The sequence below is a fragment of the Streptomyces sp. NPDC001663 genome, from assembly GCF_042893105.1.
Taxonomy (GTDB): domain Bacteria; phylum Actinomycetota; class Actinomycetes; order Streptomycetales; family Streptomycetaceae; genus Streptomyces.
This window is the reverse complement of the sequence record NZ_JBIAUR010000014.1, coordinates 174,186-199,427: the sequence shown is the minus strand read 5'-3', so window position 1 is coordinate 199,427 and position 25,242 is coordinate 174,186. Positions and strand designations below refer to the sequence as shown.

Genomic DNA, 25,242 nt, shown 5'->3' with positions numbered 1-25,242 from the left:
TTCTGAGAAACGTAGGTCGGGGGACGGTTCACCGCGACAGCCGCGGGCCGAAGTACGCGAGCGCCGCGCCGGCCACGAGGGCGACACCCTGAGCCATCTGCTGCCAGAAGGCGGGCACGTTCAGCAGGGTGAGACCGTTCTGCAGGCAGCCGAGGAAGAGCACGCCGAGCAGCACCCCGAAGACCGAGCCCGAGCCGCCGGTCAGCGCGACTCCGCCGAGCAACACCGCGGTGAGCACGGTCAGTTCGAACCCGGCCCCCGAGGTTCCGGCGACGACACTGTCCAGCACCGACGCTTTGATGGCGCCTGCCAGAGCGGCCGCGACGCCCGTGACGACGAACAGCGCGAAGGGCGTACGGCGCACGCCGATGCCGGAGAGGTAGGCGGCCTCCCGGTTGACGCCGATGGCGAAGACGTGCCGCCCGGCCGGCGTGAGCGCCAGAAACAGCGCACCCGCCACCAGCACCAGCGCGGCGATGACGACCGGCGCCTCGATCCCGGCGATCCGCGCCCCGCCGAGCCAGGCGAACCCCGACCCGAAGCTGCTCAGCGGCAGCGGAAACAGCTGCTGCGCCAGCCCGCGCACGGCGGTCAGCATGCCCAGCGTCACGATGAAGGCGGACAGCCCCAGGTAACAGCACAGGATGCCGTTCACCACGCCGACCGCCGCCCCCACGACGAGCGCGCCGAGCACCGCGACGACCGGCGACTGGTGCTGCTGCCCGGCGAGCCAGCCGGCCACCAGCCCGCCCAACGCGAGGGTCGAGCCGACCGACAGATCCAGGTAGCCGCTGATGACCAGCAGCGCGAGCGGCACGGCCACGATGGTGAGCGTGGCCGCGTCGGTGGCGATCCCACGCAGATTCCCCGCGTCGAGAAAGCTCCCGGTCGTCAGCTGGAACACCAGCACCATCAGGGCGAGCACAACGAGCAGCGGATGCCGCCGCACGGCGGTGAGCCCACTGCCGGCCAGGGCACGCGGCCCCGGAGCGAGACGGTCGGCGGGTGAGGTGGTCGCGGTGGTCATGCCGCTCCTTCCGAGGTCGCGGAGTCGTTCGGGTCGTGTATGTCCACGTCTGCGTCGTGTACGGCCGACAGCAGCGCCGCCTCGGTGAGTTCGGCCCCGCTCAGCTCACCGACGATCCGTCCCGCGGCGACGATCAGGCAGCGGTCGGCCAGCGCGACGACCTCCTCCGGGTCGCTGGAGGCGAACAGCACGGCCGTGCCCCGCTGTTCGGCGAGCGCCGACACGACCTGGTAGATCTCCTGCCGGGCGCCCACGTCGACGCCCTGCGTGGGCTCGTCCAGCAGCAAGACGTCCACGCTGCGCGCCTCGTTGATCCACCGTCCCAGGACGAGCTTCTGCTGGTTCCCGCCGGAGAAGGCGGCGGCCGGCAGCCGCGGCCGGGCGGGGCGCAGCCCGACGGCCTCGGACAGTGCGCCGAAGATCCGCCGCTCATGGCCCAGCGACCGCACACCGTGCCGGGCCAGCGGACGAATCGACGGCAGCAGCGCGTTGTCCTGGGCGCTCAGCCCCGGGAACAGCCCCTGTCGGCGCCGGTCCGCCGGTACGAGCGCGATCCCCGCGGCCAGTGCCTCGGCCGGGCGGGTGGCCGCGACGGTACGGTCACCGACGCGCACCGTTCCGCCGGACGCGCGGCGCCTGCCGTACAGGGTCTCGAGAATGCGCGTACGGCCGGCGCCGATGAGCCCGTACAGTCCGACGATCTCGCCGTCGGCGACACTGAGGTCGACAGACCCGAATCCGGGGCCGCGCAGCCCGTCCACCGTGAGGCGGGCCGGGCGCGCAATCTCCGCGGCGCGCGCCCGCCCCCGACCGGCAGGGACGGCACGGCCGGCTGCCGGGCCGACGATCGCGGCGACCAACTCCCGCCGCGTCCGCCCCGACATCACCGACTGATGGGTCACCCGCCCGTCCCGCAGGACCGTCACGGCGTCCGCGAGCCGCTCAACCTCAGCCAGCAGATGGGTGACGTACACGATCGCCAGGCCCTGGACGCGCAGATCCTCCACCCGCTCGGCCAGGGCGTCGCTCTCCGCCCCGGACAGCGCGGCCGTGGGCTCGTCGAGCACCAGCACCGAGGCGCTGCGGCTGAGCGCCTTGGCGATCTCCACCAACTGCCGCTGCCCCATGGGCAGTTCGCCCACCCGGTCGCGCGGCGAGCAGTGCGCCGCGACGCGCTGCAGCAGCCCGGCAGCCACCTCTTCCTGGGCGCGCCGGTCGATGCGCCCGTACCGGGTCCACTCCTGGCCGAGGAAGATGTTCTCGGCCACCGTCAGTGAGTCGACGACGCTGAGCGTCTGGAAGATGACCGCCACACCCGCGGCGATCGACTCGCGGGGACTCAGCCGCGTATGGCTGCTCCCGCCGACCTCGATCGTGCCCGCGTCCGGCGGGAAGGCCCCGCCGAGGCACTTGATCAGCGTGGACTTGCCGGCGCCGTTGTGACCGAGCAGGGCGTGCACCTGGCCCGCCGGGACGGTGAGGTCGACACCGTCCAACGCCCGTACGCCGCCGAAGGACTTGCTCAGCCCACGCACACGAAGGTTCGGCACATTCGGTTCGGACATGACCGGTGCCTACGAGTTCTGCGCGAGCAGCGCGTCGATCCGCGCCGTGTCGCCGTGCTGGACGAGCGCGATCGGCACCTGGACGCTGGGGTTCTTCTTCCCGGCGGCGACCGCGAGCGGCACGTCGACGACGGCGGACGCGATGTCCTGCGGCGCCAGCGCGGCCGAGGCGCGGTAGAACGTGCCCTGCTTGACGGCGAGCAGCGAGGGAGCGGCACCGTCCTGCCCGCCGACGAAGGTCTTGGCGTCGTCCTTCGCCCGTCCCGTCTGCTGCAGCGCCTTGAAGCCGCCGTAGGCCGCGGCGTCCGTGACCCCGAGGATGATGTTCAGGTCGGGGTGCTTGGCGAGGATGGCGCGGGACTTCGACAGCCCCGTGTCGGGATCGATGGCCTGCTCCTCGGCGACGACGTCGACGCCGGGCGCGTGCTTGGTGAAGGCGTCGATCATGCCCTTGGTGCGCTCGCGGCCCAGCTGGATCGTGCTGTCGGTGAGGAAGGCGACCTTGCCCTTGCCGCCGAGATGCTGGTCGGCCCACTTCGCCGCGGCCTCCCCGAGCAGCGTGCCGCCCTTGAGGAAGCTGAACTGGATGTCCGCGCTCTGGTGCTCCAGTGTTCCGCCGTACGTCACCCAGATCAGCCCGGCGTCCAGCGCCCGCTTCGCGATCGCCTCGGTGGCCTCGAAGACCATCGGGATGGACACGATCGCCGGGACCTGCCGGCTGACCCAGGTGCCCAGGTTGGTGGCCTGGGTGTCGGCGTTGCTCGCGTCGCTGGTGGTCAACAGGGAGACGTGGTGCTTCTTCGCGGCGGCGGTGGAGAGCTTCACCAGCGTTGCGTAGAGCGGGAGTTGGGTGAACGGATAGTCCAGCCCGATCTTGCCGAGAGCCTTCGCGCCCGACGACGATCCGACCGCCGCGTTCTCGGCCTTCGCCGAGCCCGCGCCGTCGTCCGGCGCCGAACAGCCCGCCGCGGCCAGCGCGGTGGCCGCCGCCACACCGCTCGACCACGCGAGGAACTGCCGGCGTGAGGCCGGGGGAACGGCCTGCGGGAATCTGGTCATGGCGGTGCTCTCCTAGGAAAACGGGCCCGTCACGGCGGGCGTCCGACAGTGCCGAACAGAAAAGCCCCGGGCTCCCGGCCCCGCCATCCGTACAAATACCGACTCTCCGAACCGCCGGGCCCGACCAGGAGGAGCCGGGGCGCGGCAACAGCCGAGGGGTTGCCCGACACCCACCCCATCCCTATCGTTAGGGTCCAAACAATCTCGCCGTAACAGTTCCTCCGTGGTTACAGGGGCCCTCGGGAGGCTCACATGCTCAGCCACCAGCAGCTCGCCGCCGCGACCCGCATCGGCATGCTCACCCGCGAACGCGACACCGCCACGGCCTGCGGCTTGGCCCTGCAGGAGCTCGGCCGGGCCTTGCCGTTCGACGCCGTGACCCTGCTCGGCATCGACCCCGTCTCCGGCACGCATGTGCAGATCGCCGGCGTCGGCTACACCGCGGAGACCTCCCAGGCCCTGGCCGCCGAGTTCGTCTCGACTCCGTGGTACGCCAATGTCGTACGACAGGAGTTGCCGCGCTCCATCTCCGAGGACGCCGACGATCCCGGACCGCGCTTCCGGCACGGCTGGTTCTACGCCGAGCGGGTCCGCCCGGCCGGCTTCCGTGACGGGCTGACCGGGGCGCTGCGCCGAGACGGGCGCCTGGTCGGCCTGATCCATCTGTCCACGGAAGGCGCGGACACCTACGACACCGAGGCACGGCAGTTGCTCGCCTCGATCCTCCCGGCCCTCGGCATCCTCACCGACCCGACGGCCCATGCCGAGCACGATCTGCCGCCGGGAGCGGGCGCGAACCTCGTCACCGCCGAGGGCGTCATCGACGTGCCGGGCCGAGCGCCCGCCGGGGCCTTGCAGGACGAGGCGTTCACCAGGCTCGTCGAGGTGTTCGCCCTCTCCCGCGGCCTGCGCCTACGGGCCCTGTGGCCGGTCGGGTCCGAGTGGCACCGCGTGGTGCTGCGCCGCTGCGCGGTCGGGCCGGGGGCGGCGACGCGGACGGCGGTGCTGGTCCACGAGGAGCGCGCCGAGCTGCCGTACGGACTGAGTCCGCGGGAGCTGGAGGTGCTCACGCGGGCGGCCAGGGGGCAGACCAACCAGGCCATCGCGCAGGCCCTGTTCCTGTCGCCGCGGACCGTGCACAGCCACATCGAGCACCTGCTGCGCAAGACCGGCTGCGTCTCGCGCGCCGAGGCCACGGCGCTCGCCGTGCGGGACGGCGTGCTGCGCCCCGCGCCGGAAGACCTGGAGTACTTCGTGGAACGGGCGCCCGCCGCCCGGGAACAAGGAGCAAGCCGACGATGACCCGCGCACCCCGCATGCTGCTCGTCCTCAGTGAGAACTGGACCCTCACCGGCGGCCGCGCCGACCTGCCCACGGCCGTACGGTGGGCCCGCGAGGCCGAGGACGCCGGCTTCGACGCGGTCATGGTCAGCGAACACATCGTGCTCGGCCCCGACGCGGGCGCCGACGGCATCATGGGCAACCCCCGGGACTACGCCCTGCCGGGCAACCAGGACCCGTACACCCCCTGGCCCAACTCGCTGCTCCTGCTCGCCTCGATCGCCTCCGTCACCGAGCGCCTGCGCCTGGCCGCCGCGGCCGTTCTCGCCCCGCTGCGTCATCCGCTGCTGATGGCCAGGGAGTTGGGCACCCTCGACCTGCTCAGCGAGGGCCGGCTGCTGGTGCAGCCCACGGTCAGCTGGAGCAGGGACGAGTACGACGCCCTGGGCATCCCCTTCGGCAGGCGGGGCCGGCTCCTCGACGAACACCTGGAGGTGTGGGCGAAGGCCTGGGGCCCGTCCCCGATTTCGCACGAGAGCGAGCACTACACCTTCCGGGACGTCTACTTCGAGCCCAAGGCCCACCGCCCCGAAGGCCCGCGCCTGTGGTTCGGCGGCCAGCGCCTGCACGGTCCCGTCCTGCGCCGACTCGTCCGCTACGGCCACGGATTCCACCCCCTGGGCAGGCCAACACCGCAGGACATGCAGCTGCTCAAGGACGCCATGGCCGCCGCCGGCCGGGACGTCACCGACCTGGAGATGATCGGCGGCACCCAGGCCGTCTTCCCCGACGACCACTCACCGGCGGACCTCGGTGCGGCCCTCGCATCGATCCCGGAACAGCTGGAGCAGGGCTTCACGACGTTCTGCATCAAACCGAACCAGTTCATCGACGACCCGGACGGGGTCGGGGCGTTCTGCCGCGAAGTGATGCGCCGGGTCGAGGCGTTGACCGCGTAGGGGCGGGAACCCGCCGCCCCGACTGCGGTGTGATGATGGCCGTCATGGCGATGTCGACGGCCTTCACGGAGATGTTCGGAGTACGGCACCCGATCGCGCTGGCGCCCATGGGCGGTTCGGCCGGCGGTGCGCTCGCGGCGGCAGTCTCGCGCGGCGGCGGACTCGGGTTCCTGGGCGCCGGGGGCGGGGACCGGGAGTGGCTGGCCCGTGAGGTGCCGATCGTGGCGGAGGCCGAACTGCCTTGGGGTGTCGGCTTCTTGAGCTGGGCGGCCGACGTCGGCGCGGTCGAAACGGCACTGGAGCACGGGCCCAAGGCGGTGATGCTGTCCTTCGGGGATCCGAGCCCGTTCGCGGCACGGGTCCGCGCAGCCGGTGCGGCGCTGATCATCCAGGTGACCGATCTGGAGGAGGCCCGGCAGGCGGTCGACCTGGGTGCCGACGTCATCGTGGCGCAGGGCACCGAGAGCGGCGGCCACGGGGCGCGGCACGGGCGGTCCACGCTGCCGTTCGTGCCGGTCGTGGTGGATCTGGTGGCACCGGTGCCGGTGCTGGCGGCCGGAGGGATCGCCGACGGCAGGGGCGTGGCCGCCGCCCTGGTGCTGGGAGCGGCCGGGGCGCTCGTCGGCACCCGCTTCCAGGCCACCGCCGAGGCCCTGGTCGACCCTTCGATCGCCAAGGCGATCGTCGAGGGACGCGGGCAGGACACGGAACGCAACCGCGCCCTCGACATCGCCCGCGGGTCCGACTGGCCGTCGAGGTACACGGCGCGCACGCTCGGCCATCCCTATCTCGACCAATGGCGGGGCCGGGAGGCGGAACTCGCCGCCAACCAGGAGGCACAGCAGGCGTATTGGGCCGACGTGGCGCGCGGCGAGATACCGCCGTTGCCCGTCTGGGCCGGCGAAGCCATCGACCTCATCACCGACCTGCCGCCCGCGGCCGACCTCGTCGCCACCCTGGCCGCGCAGGCCGAGGAGGCGCTGGCCCGGGCGGGACGGCACTGACCGTACCGGAGCGTGTGAGATGTCTTGACGTGTACTCGGCAAACTGGTTTCTATGGGAGCGCTCCCACGCCTACTCGCCTTCCGATGCCTGAGTTTCTTGGCGCTCACTCTCCCTGGAGTCGCAGTGAGAAGAACAAGAAGCACGACACGAAAGAGCTCCTTGTCCAAGCTGCTGACCGGCCTGGTGACCCTCGTCGGACTTCTCGCCTATGGCGTCCTGTCCCCGACCGTCGCCCAGGCCGCCCAGTCGCCCGGCACCCTCGCCACCGGCCTCCACATCAGCAACGGCCGCCTGGTCGAGGGCAACGGCAACGACTTCGTCATGCGCGGCGTCAACCACGCCCACACCTGGTACCAGGGCAGGACCCAGCAGTCGCTGGCCGACATCAAGGCGCTGGGCGCCAACACCGTCCGCGTCGTCCTCGCCGACGGCCACCGCTGGAGCGCCAACAGCGCCTCGGACGTGGCCAACGTGATCGCCCAGTGCAAGGCCAACCGGCTCATCTGCGTACTGGAGGTGCACGACACCACCGGCTACGGCGAGGAGAGCGCGGCCGGCACGCTCGACGAGGCGGCCGACTACTGGATCGGCCTGAAGAGCGTGCTCGCCGGTGAAGAGGACTTCATCGTCATCAACATCGGCAACGAGCCCTGGGGCAACACCGATCCGGACGGCTGGACCGCCCCCACCATCGCCGCGATCAAGAAACTGCGCGACGCGGGGCTCGAGCACACGATCATGGTCGACGCACCCAACTGGGGCCAGGACTGGCAGGGCGTCATGCGGGCCAACGCGCAGTCCGTGTACGACGCCGACACCACCGGCAACCTGATCTTCTCGATCCACATGTACAGCGTCTTCGACACGGCCCAGGAAATCACCGACTATCTCAACGCCTTCGTCAACGCCGAACTGCCCATCCTCATCGGCGAGTTCGGAGGACCCGCCGACCAGTACGGCGACCCGGACGAGGACACCATGATGGCCGCGGCCCAGCAGCTGAAGCTCGGCTATCTGGCCTGGTCCTGGAGCGGCAACACCGACCCGATCCTCGACCTGGCGCTCAACTTCGATCCCACGCAGCTCAGTTCGTGGGGCCTGCGCGTCTTCAACGGCGCCAACGGCATAGCCCGGACCGCGAAGGAAGCCACCGTCTTCAGCGGCGGCGGCTCGGGCGACACCCAGGCCCCGACCGCGCCCGGCACCCCCAGCGCCTCGGCGGTCACGGCAACTTCCGCCACCCTCGGCTGGACCACAGCGACCGACAACGTCGGAGTCACCGGCTACGACATCGTCCGCGTCAGCGCCGGCGACGAGACCAGGGTCGCCACCTCCACCACCAACACGGCGACCGTGTCCGGCCTCACCGCCGAGACGGCGTACACCTTCGCCGTCTACGCCCATGACGCGGCCGGCAACCGTTCCGCCCGCTCGGCCACGGTGAGCGTCACCACGGACAAGGCGGCGAGCACCCCGTGTTCCGTGGGTTACCGCGTCGTGGGGGAGTGGCCGGGCGGCTTCCAGGGCGAGATCAGGATCGGCAATCCCGGAACCGCCGCGATCACCGGCTGGAAGCTCGCCTTCGCCTTCGCCGACGGCCAGACCTTCTCCAACATGTGGGGCGGCACGGCCACCCAGTCCGGCGGCACGGTGAGCGTGGCCCCCGCCTCCTACACCACCACCATCCCGGCCGGCGGTTCGGTCACCGTGGGTTTTATCGCCAACAAGGGCAGCACGAACACGGCCCCGACGGCGTTCACGCTCAACGGCAGTGCGTGCACGGCGAGTTGAGCTCGCTACCAGGTCACCGGCAGCTCATAGACGCCGTAGACGACCCCGTCGTCCTTGAACGGGATCTTCTCCAGCTCGGTGGCCCGGTGCAGGTTCGGGACGCGGCGGAACAACGTGCCGTAGACGACCTGGAGTTCGAGGCGAGCGAGGGGCTGGCCCAGGCACTGGTGGATGCCGAAGCCGAAGGCCATGTGGCGGCGGGCGTCGCGCCGGAGGTCGAGGCGCTCGGGGTCGGGGAAGCGGTCGGGCTCCCAGTTGCCGGTGGCGCCCGGGATGATGACGCCCTCGCCGGCGCGGATGACGCGGCCGCCGATCTCGATGTCGTCGAGGGCGACGCGGCGCTGGCCGTTGTGGACGACGGTGAGGAAGCGCAACATCTCCTCCACCGCGCCCGCGAGGACCTGCGGGTCGTCGGTGTCGCGGACGACGGCGAGCTGGTCGGGGTGTTCCATGAGGGTGAGCACGCCCAGGGCGATCATGTTGGCGGTCGTTTCGTGCCCGGCGCCGAGCAGCAACAGGCCCAGCATCGCGGCCTCTTGGCGCGTGAGGTCGCCGGCCTGTATCCGGGCGGCCAGGTCGGAGAGCATGTCGTCGGCCGGGTCGGCGAGTTTGGCCTGGAGTTGCTCGTCCAGGTACGCGAGGAGTGCGCCGGAGGCGGCATGTGACTCCTCGAGCGAGGCGTCCCGGCGGACACCCACCTTGCTCTTGCTCTGGAAGAACTCGTGGTCCTCGTACGGGACTCCGAGGAGTTCGCAGATCACCAGCGAGGGCAGCGGCAGCGCGAGGGCCTCCACCAGGTCGACGGGATTCGGGCCGGCCAGCATGGCGTCGATGAACTCGTCGGTCATCCGCTGGACCGCCGGACGCATGGCCTCGATGCGCTTGATGGTGAACGGCGCGGTGACCATCCGGCGGATGCGGGCGTGGTCGGGATCGTCCATGTTGAGGAAGGACGGCGGCATCTGGGAGTAGGCCTGCTGGAAGGCCGCACTGAAGTGGGGGAAGCCGGTGTGCCTCGGGTCGACGCTGAGTCGTTTGTCGCCGTACAGCGCCCGCTGATCGTCGTAGCGGGTGATGAGCCAGGGCGTGCTGCCGTCCCACAACCGCACCTGGGAGACGGGCTGTTCGGCGTGCAGCCGCATCAGCTCGGGGGGCGGGGCGAACGGACATCCGGCCGCCCGGGGCATCGGGAACTCGGGGATCGTCTCGTCCGTGGCGCCGGCCGGGGCGTGGGTCATGTCACTCCTCCATGGTGGGGGGACCTTCACGGCGGGGGACTTTCAAGGTGGGGGACTTTCAAGACCGGGTGAAGGGAGCCGTCGCCATGCAAGCCCACGAACCTGACAACTTCCGGTCAGCAAGCTGACAGAAGATCGATCTTGGCCGGAACTCGGCTACCGGGCGGGGGCGTCCAGACCCACAGCGTGGGCGGGGTCCGGGTTGAACACCGGGTGGTAGCTCTCCGGCGGCGCGAGATACGTGGCAGGCAGGCCGCCGGTGTCGATGACGATCTGGTCGACGGCGATGGCCGGGTCGACCATGAACAGCCGCAGGACGTGCTCGCCGGGCGTGGAGACGGTCACCGTGGCGGTCAGCTTCTCGACGCCCTCCTCCACGTTGCGGGCCCAGGCGTCTCCGCGGTTGCCGGTCGCGACGGCCTGCCCCGTCAGAACGGTGACCGGCTGATCGTCCAGTGCAACGGCCAGCCGACGACGTCCGCGCTCGTCGAGCGAGGGCAGCCGGAAGACGGTGACGGGAAAGTCTCCGGTGCTGGTGAAACGCACCAGGTAGCTCAACTCCGGTGCGCCGGCGGCGATGTTCTCGGTGATCGGTGCCGCGGTCGAGGGCACCGCCTCCATGGCTCCGCCACGACGGCCGAGCCCGCGCACGGTTCGCCAGCGCGAGCCGCCGCGCGCCACCCGTCGGTCGGCATGGCGGGCGTCGATCGAGACGTACCCGCCCGCCTCGACGAACCCACGGGCCCGCCGACTCGCCCGCTCCCCGTCGTTGACCACCCGCAAGGGCACCTCGACCCGCCGATCGGCACCGCTGACGACGACCGTGGCGTCGTACGTCCCCTCGGGCACCCGCTCCCAGTCGACCTCGACCCACACCCGGACCTGCTCGGTGATCGACCCGCCTGCCGAACTCAGCCGCACCCACGGATGACTGGCCTCCGCAGCCCAAGTCACCGCCAGGAAACCGGTGTTGAAGACATCCAGGAAACGGCGGTCGCGCATGCAGGAGGAGAAGACCAGCGGCCGTTCCGCTCCGGTCTCGTTCCCTTCGGCGGCCACGCCCAGTCCGGAGGTGTCCTGCCGTGTGACCCTGGTGACGCTCGGGCGGCCGGGAGCCTTCGGTATCTGGGAGGGGTAGGGATTGATGTACCCGTCCCATTTCCCGTCGGCCACCTCGGTGTTGTACCGCGCGGTGAGCGCCTGCTCGTCGGCGTGGGCGGCCTCAGCGAGGTCCGCGAAACGGTTGGTCCCCGCCCCGCGGCCCTGACGGGCAGCGAGCGCATTACGGTCGGCCCAGTAGTACTTCAGGTTCATCAAGTACGCGCCGTGCACTGGGTATTCGACCAGCTCGTAGAATGCATCCCGGTAGGCGTCGGGAAGTCGGGCCCCCACGGCCTGCGTGCGCTGCAACAACCGGTCGTAGGCGCCCATCCGGCGCCCCGCCTCGTCCCCGTGGTGGATCACGGAGAAGATGTCGCGGTCGATGAACTCCGGGCGCCGCTCCGCCGCGAGGCGGTAGTACTCGCTGCGGATCGCGGCGATCTCCTGGCCGTGGCGCTGCCCGAACTGCCGACCCGCCCATTCGGCCATGAAGCCGCTCCCGGCGTCGTCGGCGCTCCACCGGTCCACGTCCCAGGCCATGTCCATACAGAAGGACAGCCCGTTCTCGATCGACTTGAGATCGCCGACGTTGAAGATCCACATCCGGTCGACTCCGTGCTCGTGCACCCGCCGCAACTCCTGCCAGACCTTGGCCAGTTGGGTGGTGTCCAGCCACAGATAGCTTCGGGGGCGGCCCCAGTAGGAGAGGTGGTAGTAGATCCCGTTGCCGCCGGAGCGGGCGCGCTCGTCGTCGTTCGGCAGCTGGCGCATGTTGCCGTGGTTGTCGTCCGGCCAGATCAGCGTGACGTCGTCGGGGACCTGGACACCCGCGTTGTACAGGTCCAGGACCTCCTTGTACGGGATGAAGATCTGCGGCTCGACGACGGCGCCGACCTCTTCGGTGAGGATGCGGCGCTGGTCGGCGATGATGTTGTTCATCACCACGACCTTCTCCGGGATCGTGGTGGCGTTCTTCGTCTCCAGCGCGCTGTCGTGCAGCCCTCGCATGCCGAGCGTCCAACTGCTCTCGTACGCGGCGTTCTCGCGGGCCCGTGCTCTCCAGTAGTCGGAGATGACGCTGGGGTTCACCGTGTAGTCGTACACGGGCAGGCTGCCGTCGGCGTTGCGATGCTCCTGTGCCCAGGGGTCCCACTCGTGCACGCCGTTGCGCAGCAGGGCCTCGGGGTGGCTGGAGCCGACGACTATGCCGTAACGCTCGGCGAGTTCGGGGTTCTCGCGGTACTTGTTGAAGAAGTCGGAGTACGGATGCATGGCCGGCCAGAGGTAGTTGGCCTTCAGGCGGAGCAGCAGTTCGAAGATGCGCCGGTAGGTCTCGGGGCCGATGTTCTTGTCCGGTTCCTGGGTGCGGTGCGACCAAGTGGTCAGATTCTGCTCGTCGTTGAGGAAGACGCCCCGGTAGCGGACGGAGGGCTCGTACCGCTTGACGGGTCCCGCGGGCACGGTGACGGTGTCGTGGTGCTCGACGGGTACGTCGGCCCACCAGTGCCAGGGCGACACCCCGATGCGCTCCGAGGTGTCGTAGACGCCGTAGACCGTTCCGCGCCGGTCGCTGCCCGCGATCACCAGGGCCCGGTCGACACCGGGCACCGGCCGGTCCACCACCTGGGTGACCGAGGCTTCCCGGCGCCCCCGCACCCGCGAGACGTCGAGCCGCCCCTGGGCGACGAGCCGGTCGATGACCGGGCTGGCGCCGAGGGTGCCGACCAGGACCAGGGCGGTGGCCCGGTCGGGGAGCGCGTGCAGGAGTAACGGCCGTACGCCGCTGACCCGTTCGACGTCGGCCTGGAGGTCGCCGGCGGCGCGGATGACGGCGGAGTCGTCTGCCGGGTCCACGAACACGGGGGCTGCGGTGCCGTCCTGCACCAGAGGTAAGCCGGGCCCGGCGGTGGTGTGGACGTTCGTGGGAAGCGCGACGGGGAGCAGCGGGGCCACCCCGACGGCGGCCATTCCCCGAAGGAACGCCTTGCGGGACCACTGAGGCGACGAGCCGGGTTCGTGTGAGGCGCTGTGGGGCACGAGACGCTTCCCTTCCGCCGGACAAAGTATGTCGAGGTGGGCTGGCATGGTCATGCTAGAAAGCGCTTGCCGTGGCACCTTAGGTCAGGGATGGGTGGACGTCCACAGTGGTGACGGGATCCAGGAGGGGGGCTTGTCGGAGCTGAGCCGGGCCGTTGCCGGCCTGGCCGATGAGTAGCGCCGTCGGACCGGGTCTACAGAACATCGACAACAGTCCGGATCGAGATCACAGGAGGCCAGAGTGTCCACATCAGTGCTCGACATGTCGGTGTCACTGGACGGGTACATCGCCGACCCCGACGACTTCCTCGGCGGAGACGACGGCGAGCGGCTGCACAAGTGGGCCGACGCCGATGGTGAGTCGGGGGGCCTGTCCGGGGTGGCCGTCCAGTTCCAGGACGAATGGACTGCGGCCGGTGCGGTGCTCGTGGGGCGGCGCACGGCAGAGCTCATGGACCACTGGGGTGGTGATCACGGGGGTCTGCCGATCTTCGTGCCCAGCCACCGTCCACCCGGCCCGGCTGCGCGTTGGGGTTATCCGTTGGTGACGTACGTGCTGGACGGCATCGAGAGCGCCATGGCGCAAGCCAAGGCCGCCGCGGGGGAGAAGGACGTACAGGTGCGCGGCGCGTACACAGCGCAACGGGCGCTCGAGGCCGGGGTGCTGGACGAGATTCAGATCCACCAGATTCCGGTGCTGCTCGGTGGCGGCCGCCGGCTGTTCGACGTCCTTCCGTCGCAGATCGAGTTGGAGATCCTCCGAGTGATCGACGCTCCGGAGGCGACCCACATCCGCTACCGCGTCCGTCGCTGAGCTCGCTGCCCGCGGGGCGGCGCGGCAGTTCCGTATGACGGAGTCACGGCGGGCGGCGCGGCGGCCTCGTACCCTCAACTGTCATGGACGCAGCCGGGGACACGTCCGCCGTGACGAACTTGCTAGCCAGGTATGCCGAGTTGGTCGACGACGGCGACTTCGCCGGTGTCGGCGTGCCGTTCTCCGACGCCGTGTTCATCGGAAGCGGGGGCCTGTCAGCGGCCGTGAAGCCGTCGAGAGGATGCTGCGCGACACGGTGATCCTCTTGGAGCGTCGGATTCGCATTCACTTGGTGGGCGACCTGAGTCGCCACCTGCGTGCATAGCCACGCTGGATGCCTCACTCAACGGGCTGCGCGAGCGCGTTCAGGGCCGCGTCGAGTCGGTGCGCCGCCTCCTCGGCCACCGGGCGCAGTGCTTCGAGTCCGGTGAGGGCGGTCATCGTGCCCGGGTCGAGGGCCTGCACCGTAGTGCCGTCGACCTCGGCGCGTACGACGACGTTGCAGGGCAGGAGCAGCCCGATGGCGCGGTCGATGTCGAGCGCCCGGTGGGCCAGGGGCGGGTTGCAGGCGCCGAGGATCACGTAGTCCTCCATGTCGTGACCGAGCTTGGCCTTGAGCGTGGCGGCGACGTCGATCTCGGTGAGGATGCCGAACCCCTGCTCGGCGAAGGCCTCACGTACCGCTGTGACGGTGGTGGCGAAGTCGGCGGTGACGTGAACGGTGCGGTCGTAGCGCATTGTGCGGATCCCTTCGGGGTGTGGTGTCGGTCCTTGGCGCAGTAACGATAATACCCCCAGGGGTATTCAGTCCTCGTCTCGGATACCCCCTGGGGTATGAGGTATGCTCCGAACCTCTCAGATACCCCCTGGGGTATAAATGCCGAGGAGGAAGCATGTCCACAGCCACCACCACCGACGCACCCGACGCCGGGGGCGCCGAGGATCCCTCGCCGCCGGGTCCGGCCGGGCCGCTGGGGCGGCTCGGGGCCTGGACCGCCGGGCGCTTCAGGCACGTACTCATCGGCTGGCTGGTGGTCGTCGGCGTCCTGGGTGCGTTCGCGCCGCAGGTGACCTCGGTGCTGTCCGGTGCGGGGTGGCAGAGCAACGGTTCGGAGTCGGTGAAGGTCCGGGAGCTGGCCGAGAAGCACTTCGGCGGGACCGGTTCCTCCGCGATACAGGTGGTTGTGTCCTCCAGGGAGGGGCAGGTCGGTGATCCCTCCGTGCAGCGCGTCATCGCCGAGGTCACAAGGGAGTTGAAGTCCGACGACCGGATCGGCGAGGTCGTGGCACCTCAGGCCGGCGCGAGCATCAGCCGTGACGGCAGGACGGCCGTCGTGCTGGGCGGGGCCGCGGCGAACACCGACGACATGGTGCGCGCCGCGGAGGACCTCAAGGAGCCGCTGCGCAAGCTGTCCACGGACGACGTGACCGTGCGGGCCACCGGTGCCTCGGTGATGTGGAGCGACTTCAACACCGCCAATCTCGAGGCGATGATCCACGCGGAGATCCTGTCCTGGCCGGTGACGCTCGCGGTTCTGGTCGTGGCGTTCGGCTCGCTGGTCGCCGCGGGACTGCCGCTGTTGCTCACCATGGCGGGACTGGCCGCCTCGGTCGGCTCGCTCGTCCTCATCAGCCACGTCACTCCGATCTCCATCTGGGCGATGGACTTCGCCCTGATGTTCGCGCTCGCGCTGGGCATCGACTACGCCCTGTTCCTGGTGATCCGCTTCCGGGCCGCCCTCGCGCACAGCGGTGACCGGCGGCGGGCCGTCGAGGAGACCATGGACACCGCGGGCAAGGCGGTCCTGCTGTCGGGGCTGACCGTGCTCGTCAGCCTGTCCGCGGTGATGCTCGTGCCCGCGCCCGCCGTGCGGACCATGGCCGTCGGCATCATGCTCTCCGTCGTCTTCGTCCTCGCCGCCACCCTCACGCTGCTCCCGGCGGTCCTCGCCAAACTCGGGCCGAAGGTCGACAAGTTGGCCTTGCCCCGGACCCGCACCGACCGGACCGAGTCGCCGCGCTTCGGCGCGTGGGGTGAGCGCCTGTGGCGGCAGCCGCTGCGGTTCGGCGCCCTCGCGCTGGCCGTTCTCAGCGCCCTGGCCGTGCCGGTGTTCGGGCTGAAGACGGCGATGCCGTCCATCAAGGTCGTGCCCGAGAGCGACAGTTCACGTCAGGGCTATGCCCTGGTGCAGCAGAGCTTCGGCAAGGGAGCACCGGGCATGCTGCAGATCGCCGTACCGGATGCGTCCGTCACGGCGACTGCCGATGCGCTGAAGTCGGCCGACGGCATCGCGGGCGCTCTGCCGGCCCAGCGGGCGGCCGACGGATCCGGGTGGAGCCTCATCCAGGCCGTGCCGTCCGTCGATCCGTCCGACCCCTCGCTGGCGAAGGCCGTGGACACGCTACGTGCGGAACTCCCGGGTGATGCGCTGGTCGGCGGCGCCGCCGTGGAGAACCTCGACCTCAAGCAGGCCCTGGACGACAAGGCGCCGCTCGTCATCGGGGTCATCCTGGTCCTCGGCTTCCTCCTCCTGCTGGTCGCCCTGCAGGCTCCGCTGGTCGCCGCCATCGGCGTACTGACGAATCTGCTCGCCACCGCCGCCGCCTTCGGTGTCGCGAGGCTGATCTTCCAGGAGGGGCATCTGTCGGACCTGCTGGGCTTCGAACCGCAGGGCTTCCTCGACGGGTGGGGGCCGGTGTTCTTCTTCGCGATGATCTTCGCCATCGCCATGGACTACACGGTCTTCCTGCTCTCCTCCGCCAAGGAGAACTACGAGCGGACCGGTGACCCCAGGCAGGCGGTCGTTGGCGCCCTCGCCCAGTCCGGCCGGGTCGTCTTCGCCGCGGCCGCGGTGATGGTCGCGGTGTTCTTCACCTTCGCGCTCGCCGATCCACTGCCGCCCAAGGAGATGGGCATCGTGCTCGGCGTCGCCGTCCTCCTGGACGCCTTCCTCATCCGGCTCGTCCTGCTCCCGGTGCTGCTGCGTCTGACCGGTCGGGCCGCGTGGTGGTCACCGGGATGGCTGCGCCGGGTGCTGCCCGCGATCCGGTTCTCGCACGGCTGAGTCGCGGCTCGGGATACCCCCTGGGGTGATCGCGCTGCGGTCTCTCACATACCCCGGGGGGTCTTACGGGCGTCGCCCTCAGGCCAGCGAGAGGAAAAGCTTCTCCAGGCGGGCGCGCATCTGCTCGCGGCTCTCGTCGGACTTCGCGTCACCGTCGACGTCCGTCAGGCACTGCTGCAGACCCGTGGCGATGATGGCGAACCCTGCCCGGTCGAGAGCGCGGGACGCCGCGGACAGCTGCGTCACGACTTCCTCGCAGTCCCGCCCCTCCTCGATCATCCGGATCACACCGGAGATCTGGCCCTGCGCCCTGCGCAGCCGGTTCAGCACGGACTTCAGCTCCGCACCCGCGAGTTCCAGATCCACCATCACTCCTCAGAAATACCCCTAGGGGTAATATACCAACCTCGGCCAGGTGCCGAAGGGCACTGGCCCTGCCGCTGGCCGCCCCGCTGCTGGACCGGACGGGCTCGCCCTGGAGCATCGCCGGGCTGCCGGCCGCGGCGTACGTCCTGAGCCGGGTCCTGATCGCATGCACCCGGAGACGAAGGACGTCGACATCCACTCGACAGGCGCCAGGGCATCCACCCGGTGGATGTCCGTGATCCAGGAGTCGAATGAGTCAAAGGGTAGGCGTGGGACTCATTCTGACCCATAGTCATGCAAGTCCTGATGCCACCCCTTACGGCACGGCCACGGCGGTACCCCACTGCGCGCCCTGGTGACCGCCTTCGTGGAGACCCTGCATGCCCGGTTTCGCTCCGCCGCCCGTACCCGCCGACGATCTCCTCGTGCACAGCAACGAGCCCGCGCCCGAAGCCGGGGGCCATGTGCGCGTGACGCTCCTGATGGCCGGCAGTTGTCTGACGGTCCTCGGCGCGGTGCTGCTCGCTCCGATGCTTCCGAAGCTGCAGGGGAAGTTCGGTGCGGCTCCCGACGCGGACGCGCTGGTGCCGATGATCCTCACGGTCCCCGCGCTCGCGCTCGCCCTGCTCGCTCCCCTCGCGGGTCTCATGATCGACCGCTTCGGGCGCAAACGCCTGTTGGTGGGCGCGACCCTTCTGTACGCGCTCTTCGGCACCGCCCCGCTGTGGCTGGACTCGCTTCGTGCCGTCGTGGCCAGCCGGGCCCTGCTCGGTGGCACGGAGGCGTTCGTCATGACCGCCTGCACCACACTGATCGGCGACCATTACAGGGGCCGGGTGCGCGACCGGTACCTGGCCGTGCAGTCGGTGTGTGCCACCGTCTCCGCCACCGCCTTCATCATCCTCGGCGGCGCCATGGGTGCCTCGGACTGGCATGCCCCGTTCAGGCTCTATGCCGTCGGGCTGCTCCTCGCCCCCGCGATGGCCGCGTTCCTGCCCAGGTCCGGATCGCACGCTGCCGCGTACGAGGAGCCCGACGTGGCGCGGCGCCCGGCCCCGGCCCTCCGGCTGGCGGGCATCTGCCTGCTCTCGGTGTTCGGCGGCATCGTGTTCTATGCGGTCCCGGTGGAGACGGCGTACCTGATGAACGGCCTGGGCATAGAGTCCAGCGGCCTCATCGGCATGGTCACGGCGATCGCCAGCGCGGGCACGGTCTGCGGGTCTGTCATCTTCGCCTCCATGATCGGCAGGCCGGAGCGCAGGCTGCCCGCGATCTTCGCCCTGTGCGGAGCGGGGTTCGTGGTGATCGGCCTCGCCCACAGCGTGGCGGTCCTGATCCTCGGCACCTTCCTGAACTGCATCGGCACCGGCTTTCTGTTGCCCTCACTGGTCACCTGGGCGATGTCCAAGCTGGAGTACGCCAACCGAGGTCGCGGCACCGGCCTGTGGACCGCGTCGTTCTTCCTCGGACAGTTCCTCTGCCCGTTCGTTCTGATGGCCCTGGTGTCCGCCACCGGCCTCCGCACCACCGCGATGAGCAGCCTCGGCCTCGCCTCGGTGGTCGTGGCGATCGGGCTGCTGCCCCTTCTCCGGCGGACGGCGGCTTTCCGGGGGGCCACCCGGGCATGACTCGGTAGTGGTCCGAAGGTGACGACGGCGGCGCCGCGCGGCGCGAGCGATTCCGGGATGGCCGTGCTGTCCGAGGACACGGCGTCAGAGGCTGGCGCCGCGGTCGGTGGGCAGGATGCTTTTCAACTTCCGTGCCACCTCAACTTGCTTTTGCCCGGAAGGGGAAGTGGCGGCTCGGTGGCACCGGCAGGGCTACTCGGCGTTGGCGAGGATGTCGGCCAAGGCCGTGACGGCCTGCTCTGCGTCGGGGCCCTCGGCGCGGACGGTCACAGTGGTGCCGACTGTGGCGCCCAGTCCCATCACGGCGAGGACGCCGGTCGGGTTGACGGTGCGGCCGGTGTGCTCCAGTTGTATGGCGCTGGCGAATCCCGCTGCGGCGCGGGCGAGTTGGCCCGCGGGGCGGGCGTGCAGGTTGGCGGGCAGGATGACGACCTTCTCGTGAATGGCCGAGTTCGTCGTGGCGGCGTCAGAGCTTGGGGACATTGCGGGCCTCCTTGGCGGCGTCGGCTACGGTCTTCAGGTCGGCGCCGGATGCGGCGGTGACGGCGGCTGCGACGGCTCCTTCGACGAAAGGTGCGTCGATGATCAGCACGTCGGGGCTGGGGTGGTCTTCCAGGACGGTGCGGGCGGTCAGGACGGCGCTGCCGAGGTCGGGGAGGACGACGACGCCGGCTCCGCGGTCGGCGTGGCGGATCGCGCTCAGGACGCGGTCGTAGCTGGTGCCGATCCGGCCGTCGTCGGTTCCTCCGGCGATGGCGAGGGGGACCGTGTCGGAGCCGATCTGCTCCACCAGCAGGCGAAGGCCCGCGGCGAGCTCAGCGCTGTGGGACACGAGTACGATGCCGACAGAGTTACTCATGAACAGGTACGTTAAATCTCGGAACGCTGTTCATCAATACTGAATCGAGGAGAAATTTTCGATGGTGCAGGCGGTGCAGCGTGCGGTGCAGATCTTGCGGGAGCTCGCGTCCACCGGTCCTCGGCTGGGTGTGACCGAGCTGGCCGACCGCCTGGGCGTGGCCAAACCGACCGTGCATGCGCTGCTGCGCACACTGGAGGGCGAGGGGCTGGTGGTGCAGGACCGTGACAGCTCGAAGTACCAGCTCGGCCCGGATCTGGTGCAGCTGGGCAACGCCTACCTGGACACCCAGGAGCTGCGGACCCGCTCGCTGACCTGGGCGGACCAGCTCGCCACGCGGGCGAACGAGGCGGTATGGGTGGCTGTGCTCACCGGCGACCACATCCTGGTGGTGCACCACGCCTTCCGGCCCGAGGGCGCCGTGCAGATCCTCGAGGTGGGTGCCAGCATTCCGTGGAGCACCTGTGCCCTGGGCAAGGCCATCGTGGCCTGCATCCCGGCATCCGAGCGCGAGCGGCTGCTCGCGGGCGAGCCGGCCGTGCTGACCGGCGCCAGCATCACCGATCCGCAGGAGCTGGCCGGGCAGTTGAAGGAGATTCTCCGGACGGGCTACGCGGTCGAGGACCAGGAGTCCGCCATCGGGGACGCAGGTATCGCATCCCCTGTCTTCGACCGATCCGGCGAGGTGGTCGGCGCCATCGGCATCGTCGGTCCCGTCGAGCGTCTGCTGGCCGAACCGGCACGTCAGGAGCTTGCCGTCGTGGTCCGCGAGACCGCCCGTAACCTCTCCCGCGACTTGGGTGCCCCTCGCGGGGGCGCCCGGACCACGGGTACCTGAGAGGCGGCTGCGTCCGCCCTCCGGTACCCTGCCCGGCCCCTCGGCACGCTGCCGGGGGGCCTTTCGCGTGTCCGGGACCCGGTTGTCGCCGAAGCTCTTGACAGGTGCGAAACGTGGGCTTAATTTCCGGAACAACGTTCATCAATGATGAACACCTCGCCGGAAGCGCTGAGCTGTCCGGTTCCCCTGGGCCGGCCGCCGGGATGCCCGACCCCGACCACCTGGCGGCCACCCTCATAGCCTGCTCAACGCGGAGGAGGTGAGCGCCCCGAGCCGTAGCCCGGCACTGGGCGCCGTCCATGGAAGAAAACACCTACCCACAGAAGCTTCTCGCCGAAATGCTGGGCACCGCGGTGCTGGTGTTCATCGGCGTCGGTTCGGTCCCCGCAACACTCATCGTCGGCGGCGACGCACCGTTCACCATGGCGCAGCTGGGCATGATCTCGCTGGCCTTCGCCACCGCAGTGATCGCCATGGTCTATGCGATCGGCCATGTCTCCGGCTGCCAGATCAACCCGGCCATCACGCTGGCGTTGGCGGCCACGAAGAAGATGCCCTGGCGGGACGTCCCCGGCTATGTCGCCGCCCAGGTGGCCGGGGCGGTGCTGGGTGCTCTCGCGATCGTCGGAGTGCTGGGCAAGAAGGCTGTCGACGTAGGCCTCGGAATCGCCGCCTACGGCACCGGTGTTGGTGCCGGGCAGGCCTTCTTCGCCGAGGCGGTCGGCACGTTCATCCTCGCCTTCATCGTCTTCGGGGCCATCGACCGGCGCGCGGCCGGCGGTTTCGCGGGCCTGGCCATAGGCCTTGGCGTGTTCGCGATCATCATTCCGGTGGCGCCCGCCACCTCGGCGTCCATCAATCCTGCCAGGACGCTCGGCCCGATGATCACTGGAGAGCTGTTCGGCGGAACGGTCCACTGGGATCAGCTGCCCGTCTACCTTGCCGCCGAGGTGGTCGGAGCCGTTGCTGCCGGCGTGCTCTACGTCGCTCTCAACACCCACCGCAAGGCGACCACCGCAACTCCAGCCGAGAACCGGGATGTTGAGCCCGCCACCGCCCAAGGAGTCCTGTCGTGAAGAAGCTCATCAATGCGCCCGAGGCGGTGCTGGACGACGCCCTGGCCGGGATCGCCGCCGCCCACCAGGAATTGACGGTCGACGCGGAGAACAAGGTGATCGCCCGCGCGGGCGGCACCAGGCCGGGCAAGGTCGCCCTTGTCTCCGGCGGCGGCTCCGGGCACGAGCCTCTGCACGGGGGTTTCGTGGGGCTCGGCATGCTGGACGCCGCTTGTCCCGGCGAGGTGTTCACCTCTCCCGTCCCGGGCCAGATGCTGGCTGCTGCCCAGGCCGTGGACGGCGGCGCCGGCGTGCTGTTCATCGTGAAGAACTACACCGGCGACGTACTCAACTTCCAGATGGCCGCCGAACTCGCCGGTGAGGAGGGCCTCACGGTGGAGACCGTTCTGGTCGACGACGATGTCGCCGTCCAGGACTCCAGCTTCACCGCCGGTCGCCGCGGCACCGGAGCGACCGTCTTCGTCGAGAAGATCGCCGGCGCCCTCGCCGAGCAGGGCGCCGACCTCGCCACCGTCGCCGAGATGGGCAAGCGGGTCAACGCCGCCTCCCGGTCCTTCGCCGTGGCACTGACCGCCTGCACAACTCCCGCCTCGGGCAAGCCGGGCTTCGACCTGCCCGAGGACGAGATGGAGGTCGGCGTCGGCATTCACGGCGAACCCGGCCGCCGCAGGGAGAAGCTCCGCCCGGCCAAGGAGATCGTGGCCACCGCCCTGGAGGCGATCCTTGCCGACCAGCCGTCGGCTGCCGGGGACGAGACCGTCGTCATGGTCAACGGCCTGGGTGGCACACCCCTCATCGAGCTGTACGTGGTCTTCAAGGAGGTAGCAGCCGCCCTCGCGGACAGGGGAGTGGTTGTCGCCCGCAGCCTCGTCGGGAACTATGTGACCAGCCTGGACATGGCGGGCGTTTCCATCACCGTGTGCAAGGCCGACGCCGACATGCTGTCCCTGTGGGACGCACCCGTGAACACCCCCGCACTGCGCTGGGGCGTCTGAACCGAGCCGGGGGCGGGGCTGCGCGACAGCGGGGTCCTGGCCGGAGACAACCCCTCCGGCCGGGCCACGCTGCCGGATCAGCCCCCGCCCCCGGATCGCCCCACCGCAAACACCCACGCACCAACCACGAACGGAGACACCGTGGACACCGACCTCGCCCGCACGTGGGTGCAGGCCATCGCCGTCGCTGTGGACCAGCACAAGGACCATCTCACCCAGCTCGACTCGGCCATCGGCGACGCCGACCACGGCATCAACATGCACCGCGGCTTCTCCGCCGCGGCCAAGGCCCTTGCCGGATCGGAGCCGGACACCGTCGGGGCCGTGCTGGTCAAGGCGGGCACCACCCTCATCTCCAGCGTCGGAGGCGCGTCCGGTCCGCTGTACGGCAGCGCGTTCCGCGCCATCGGCAAGGCGCTGGAGGCGCCGACGGCCGACACGCAGCAGTTCGCCGCCGCCCTCGCCGCCGGCCTCGAAAGCGTCCAGAAGCTCGGCGCGGCAGAGCCCGGTGACAAGACCATGGTCGATGCCTACGGCCCCGCGGTGGCCGCCTTCCAGTCGCAGGTCGACTCCGGTGGGGACTTCGCCGCCGCGGCCGGGGCCGCGGCGGATGCTGCCGAGGAGGGCATGCGCGCGACCACCCCCCTGCAGGCACGCAAGGGCCGGGCCTCCTACCTCGGTGCCCGCAGCATCGGCCATCAGGACCCCGGCGCCACCTCCACCGCCCTGATCTTCCGCGCCCTCGCGGAGACGGTGGAGGCCCGGTGACCCGCCAGGCCTACACCGGGCATACAGCCGCATCCGGCACAGCCCTGGGCTTCCTCCATCGCACCGACCGCCCACCGACCGCCGCCCTGCTTCCCCATCGCACCAGCGGCGATCCCGCCCAGCAGATCACCGACGCCTTCGACGCCGTCGCCACCAACCTCCTCGACCTGTCCGCCTCGCTGCGCGAGCAGGGCAAGGACGAACAGGCCGACATCATGGAGGTCAACGGCTACATCGCGCAGGACCCCGATCTACGCGAACAGGCGATCAAGCGCACTCGCCAAGGGCAGCCGGTGCCCGTCGCCGTCCGGCAGGCCGTCGACACGTATGCCGGAATCATCGCCGCCCTGGACGACCCGACGCTGGCCGAACGCGCCGCCGATGTCCGGCAGGTCGGCCGCCGCGTCCTGGCCTGGCTGCACGGTGACACGGGCCCCGCACCTGACCGGCCCCTGGTCCTGGTCGCCCATGAAATCGGCGCGGCAGACCTGCTCGAACCCGGCCGCACCGTGGCCGCCGCCATATCCGTCACCGGCGGACCCAACTCCCACGCCGCCATCGTCGCCCGCTCCCAGGGCATACCTCTCCTGCTCTCCGTCGACCCCGCCCTGCTCGACGAACCGGACGGACAGGAGATCCTCCTCGACACCGATCGGGCGTCCGCGGTCGTCCATCCCGACGACGACGAACGCCACACCGCGCTCCACGCAATGCAAGCCGCCCGCACCCGCCGCCTCGCGCTCGCCGGGGAACGCCACCTGCCCGCCGAGACGCTCGACCACCGCCCTGTCGTTCTGCGGGCCAATGTCGCCACCCCGGCCGACGCCCGCGCAACGCTGACCGCGGGCGCCGACGGCGTCGGCCTGCTCCGCACCGAGTTGCCCTTCCTCAACCATCGTGCCTGGCCAACCCGCGACCACCATGCGGCTGCGCTCATTCCCGTCCTGCGCGCCCTTGCGGGACAGGTCGTCACGGTGCGCACCCTGGACTTCGCCGACGACAAGCTGCCGCCGTTCCTCTCAACAGGCCGTGCGGACGGGCGTATTGGCCGCGGGCTGCCTCTCATGCTGGCCCAACCGGATGCTTTCGCCGATCAGTTCCGCAGCCTGCTCGGCGTCGGAGCGGAAACCGACCTGCGCATCATGATCCCCATGGTCGCGAGCGTCGACGAACTCCGTTCCTGCCGTGCGCTTCTGCAGTCCGCGGCCGCGGAACTCGGGGTCCCGGAACCTCCGCTGGGCATCATGGTCGAGCTCCCCGAGGCCGTGGCAGCGGCTGACGACCTTGCCCGCGAAGCTGCCTTCCTCTCCATCGGCAGCAACGACCTGACCTGTCAGATCCTGGGGCTGGACCGGCGCGACCCCGCCGCCACCCCTGCCATGGCCGCACACCCCGACGTGCTCGACGCCATCTCCCAGGTGGTCACCGCCGCACACCGCCACCACCGCCAGGTCTCCGTCTGCGGTGACGCTGCCGCTCATCCACTTGTCACCCCCCTCCTCATCGGCCTCGGCTGCGACAGCCTCTCCGTCGCACCCGCCGCCCTCGACGAAGTCCGCTCCCGTGTCCGTCGGCTCCGCCACGACGCCTGCGCTTCCACGGCAGCTGCCGCCCTTGCCCTGCAAACTCCCGAAGACGTATGGCAACTCGTCCAGCAGCTCAATCGCGAAGGACCCGGCCTTGGCCCGCAGCAAGATGAAGGGAAGTAGCCGTCAGCCGTGACGCTCGTTTGACGCTCCGGGTACTTCACACGTTCCCTGTCCGATGACG

The 25,242-nt window shown here is 70.2% G+C and carries 22 protein-coding genes; 13 read left to right on the top strand and 9 right to left on the bottom strand.

Translation table 11 applies throughout. The features are described 5' to 3' along the window. Nucleotides 1-28 precede the first annotated feature (28 nt). The 3 genes from ACFY1L_RS38550 to ACFY1L_RS38540 are packed head-to-tail and all read right to left on the bottom strand — an operon-like array spanning nt 29 to nt 3,651. Nucleotides 29-1,027, bottom strand: coding sequence for an ABC transporter permease (locus tag ACFY1L_RS38550; RefSeq protein ID WP_388835289.1), 999 nt, complete (start codon nt 1,025-1,027; stop codon nt 29-31). Continuing rightward, nucleotides 1,024-2,592, bottom strand: a complete 1,569-nt coding sequence (locus ACFY1L_RS38545) for a sugar ABC transporter ATP-binding protein (RefSeq protein WP_388835286.1) — start codon at nt 2,590-2,592, stop codon at nt 1,024-1,026. The genes ACFY1L_RS38550 and ACFY1L_RS38545 overlap by 4 nt, the downstream gene beginning before the upstream one ends. Before the next feature lie 9 nt (nt 2,593-2,601). Then, nucleotides 2,602-3,651, bottom strand: coding sequence for a sugar ABC transporter substrate-binding protein (locus ACFY1L_RS38540; RefSeq protein WP_388835283.1), 1,050 nt, complete (start codon nt 3,649-3,651; stop codon nt 2,602-2,604). Between the two features lie 252 nt (nt 3,652-3,903). On the opposite strand from ACFY1L_RS38540, the gene ACFY1L_RS38535 reads away from it, so the two are divergent. From ACFY1L_RS38535 to ACFY1L_RS38520, 4 genes are all read left to right on the top strand, one after another. Further along, nucleotides 3,904-4,953, top strand: a complete 1,050-nt coding sequence (locus ACFY1L_RS38535) for a response regulator transcription factor (protein ID WP_388835280.1) — start codon at nt 3,904-3,906, stop codon at nt 4,951-4,953. After that, nucleotides 4,950-5,891: an LLM class flavin-dependent oxidoreductase gene (locus tag ACFY1L_RS38530; RefSeq protein WP_388835277.1), complete on the top strand. Its 942-nt coding sequence runs from the start codon at nt 4,950-4,952 to the stop codon at nt 5,889-5,891. Before ACFY1L_RS38535 ends, ACFY1L_RS38530 begins: the two co-directional genes overlap by 4 nt. A 44-nt stretch (nt 5,892-5,935) precedes the next feature. Further along, entirely contained in the window at nt 5,936-6,895 is a 960-nt protein-coding gene (locus ACFY1L_RS38525; RefSeq protein WP_388835274.1) for a nitronate monooxygenase, read from the top strand. 124 nt (nt 6,896-7,019) lie between these two features. Further along, nucleotides 7,020-8,687, top strand: coding sequence for a cellulase family glycosylhydrolase (locus ACFY1L_RS38520; protein WP_388835271.1), 1,668 nt, complete (start codon nt 7,020-7,022; stop codon nt 8,685-8,687). A 5-nt stretch (nt 8,688-8,692) separates the two neighbouring features. Here ACFY1L_RS38520 and ACFY1L_RS38515 read toward each other — a convergent pair whose 3' ends face one another. Further along, nucleotides 8,693-9,925: a cytochrome P450 gene (locus tag ACFY1L_RS38515; RefSeq protein ID WP_388835267.1), complete on the bottom strand. Its 1,233-nt coding sequence runs from the start codon at nt 9,923-9,925 to the stop codon at nt 8,693-8,695. A 156-nt stretch (nt 9,926-10,081) separates the two neighbouring features. Then, on the bottom strand, nt 10,082-12,994 hold the full coding sequence (locus tag ACFY1L_RS38510) for a glycosyl hydrolase 115 family protein (RefSeq protein WP_388835264.1): 2,913 nt from the start codon (nt 12,992-12,994) through the stop codon (nt 10,082-10,084). 310 nt (nt 12,995-13,304) lie between these two features. Here ACFY1L_RS38510 and ACFY1L_RS38505 point away from each other — a divergent pair, with 310 nt between their 5' ends. Both ACFY1L_RS38505 and ACFY1L_RS38500 read left to right on the top strand, forming a co-directional pair. Beyond that, a complete protein-coding gene (locus tag ACFY1L_RS38505) occupies nt 13,305-13,877 on the top strand; it encodes a dihydrofolate reductase family protein (protein WP_388835261.1) in 573 nt (190 codons plus the stop codon). Between the two features lie 83 nt (nt 13,878-13,960). Further along, nucleotides 13,961-14,137 carry a hypothetical protein gene (locus ACFY1L_RS38500; RefSeq protein WP_388835258.1) on the top strand — a complete coding sequence of 59 codons (177 nt, stop codon included), beginning with the start codon at nt 13,961-13,963 and terminating at the stop codon, nt 14,135-14,137. A gap of 79 nt (nt 14,138-14,216) precedes the next feature. Here the strand turns inward: ACFY1L_RS38500 and ACFY1L_RS38495 are convergent, their stop codons facing one another. Then, a complete protein-coding gene (locus ACFY1L_RS38495) occupies nt 14,217-14,615 on the bottom strand; it encodes a DUF302 domain-containing protein (RefSeq protein ID WP_388835255.1) in 399 nt (132 codons plus the stop codon). Between the two features lie 155 nt (nt 14,616-14,770). On the opposite strand from ACFY1L_RS38495, the gene ACFY1L_RS38490 reads away from it, so the two are divergent. After that, nucleotides 14,771-16,942: an MMPL family transporter gene (locus tag ACFY1L_RS38490; protein WP_388835253.1), complete on the top strand. Its 2,172-nt coding sequence runs from the start codon at nt 14,771-14,773 to the stop codon at nt 16,940-16,942. A 78-nt stretch (nt 16,943-17,020) separates the two neighbouring features. On the opposite strand, the gene ACFY1L_RS38485 is transcribed toward ACFY1L_RS38490, so the two are convergent. Then, entirely contained in the window at nt 17,021-17,308 is a 288-nt protein-coding gene (locus ACFY1L_RS38485) for a metal-sensitive transcriptional regulator (RefSeq protein ID WP_388835604.1), read from the bottom strand. 380 nt (nt 17,309-17,688) lie between these two features. On the opposite strand from ACFY1L_RS38485, the gene ACFY1L_RS38480 reads away from it, so the two are divergent. Next, nucleotides 17,689-18,936: an MFS transporter gene (locus tag ACFY1L_RS38480; protein ID WP_388835250.1), complete on the top strand. Its 1,248-nt coding sequence runs from the start codon at nt 17,689-17,691 to the stop codon at nt 18,934-18,936. Between the two features lie 192 nt (nt 18,937-19,128). On the opposite strand, the gene ACFY1L_RS38475 is transcribed toward ACFY1L_RS38480, so the two are convergent. Both ACFY1L_RS38475 and dhaM read right to left on the bottom strand, forming a co-directional pair. Further along, entirely contained in the window at nt 19,129-19,419 is a 291-nt protein-coding gene (locus tag ACFY1L_RS38475) for an HPr family phosphocarrier protein (RefSeq protein ID WP_388835247.1), read from the bottom strand. Next, nucleotides 19,403-19,795 (bottom strand): dihydroxyacetone kinase phosphoryl donor subunit DhaM, encoded by a 393-nt coding sequence (dhaM, locus tag ACFY1L_RS38470; RefSeq protein WP_388835244.1) that lies wholly within the window; start codon nt 19,793-19,795, stop codon nt 19,403-19,405. Before dhaM ends, ACFY1L_RS38475 begins: the two co-directional genes overlap by 17 nt. A 61-nt stretch (nt 19,796-19,856) precedes the next feature. Between dhaM and ACFY1L_RS38465 the strand changes: the two genes are divergently transcribed. The 5 genes from ACFY1L_RS38465 to ACFY1L_RS38445 all read left to right on the top strand — a co-directional run bounded on the left by ACFY1L_RS38465 (nt 19,857) and on the right by ACFY1L_RS38445 (nt 25,181). Further along, nucleotides 19,857-20,633 (top strand): IclR family transcriptional regulator, encoded by a 777-nt coding sequence (locus ACFY1L_RS38465; protein WP_388835241.1) that lies wholly within the window; start codon nt 19,857-19,859, stop codon nt 20,631-20,633. A gap of 299 nt (nt 20,634-20,932) precedes the next feature. Next, the gene (locus ACFY1L_RS38460) at nt 20,933-21,709 is read left to right on the top strand and encodes an MIP/aquaporin family protein (RefSeq protein WP_388835238.1); all 777 of its coding nucleotides are present in this window, start codon (nt 20,933-20,935) and stop codon (nt 21,707-21,709) included. After that, a complete protein-coding gene (dhaK, locus tag ACFY1L_RS38455) occupies nt 21,706-22,704 on the top strand; it encodes a dihydroxyacetone kinase subunit DhaK (RefSeq protein WP_388835235.1) in 999 nt (332 codons plus the stop codon). The genes ACFY1L_RS38460 and dhaK overlap by 4 nt, the downstream gene beginning before the upstream one ends. Nucleotides 22,705-22,845: 141 nt before the next feature. Continuing rightward, nucleotides 22,846-23,472, top strand: a complete 627-nt coding sequence (gene dhaL, locus ACFY1L_RS38450; protein WP_388835232.1) for a dihydroxyacetone kinase subunit DhaL — start codon at nt 22,846-22,848, stop codon at nt 23,470-23,472. Then, on the top strand, nt 23,469-25,181 hold the full coding sequence (locus ACFY1L_RS38445) for a phosphoenolpyruvate--protein phosphotransferase (RefSeq protein ID WP_388835229.1): 1,713 nt from the start codon (nt 23,469-23,471) through the stop codon (nt 25,179-25,181). The genes dhaL and ACFY1L_RS38445 overlap by 4 nt, the downstream gene beginning before the upstream one ends. The last annotated feature ends 61 nt before the right edge of the window (nt 25,182-25,242 follow it).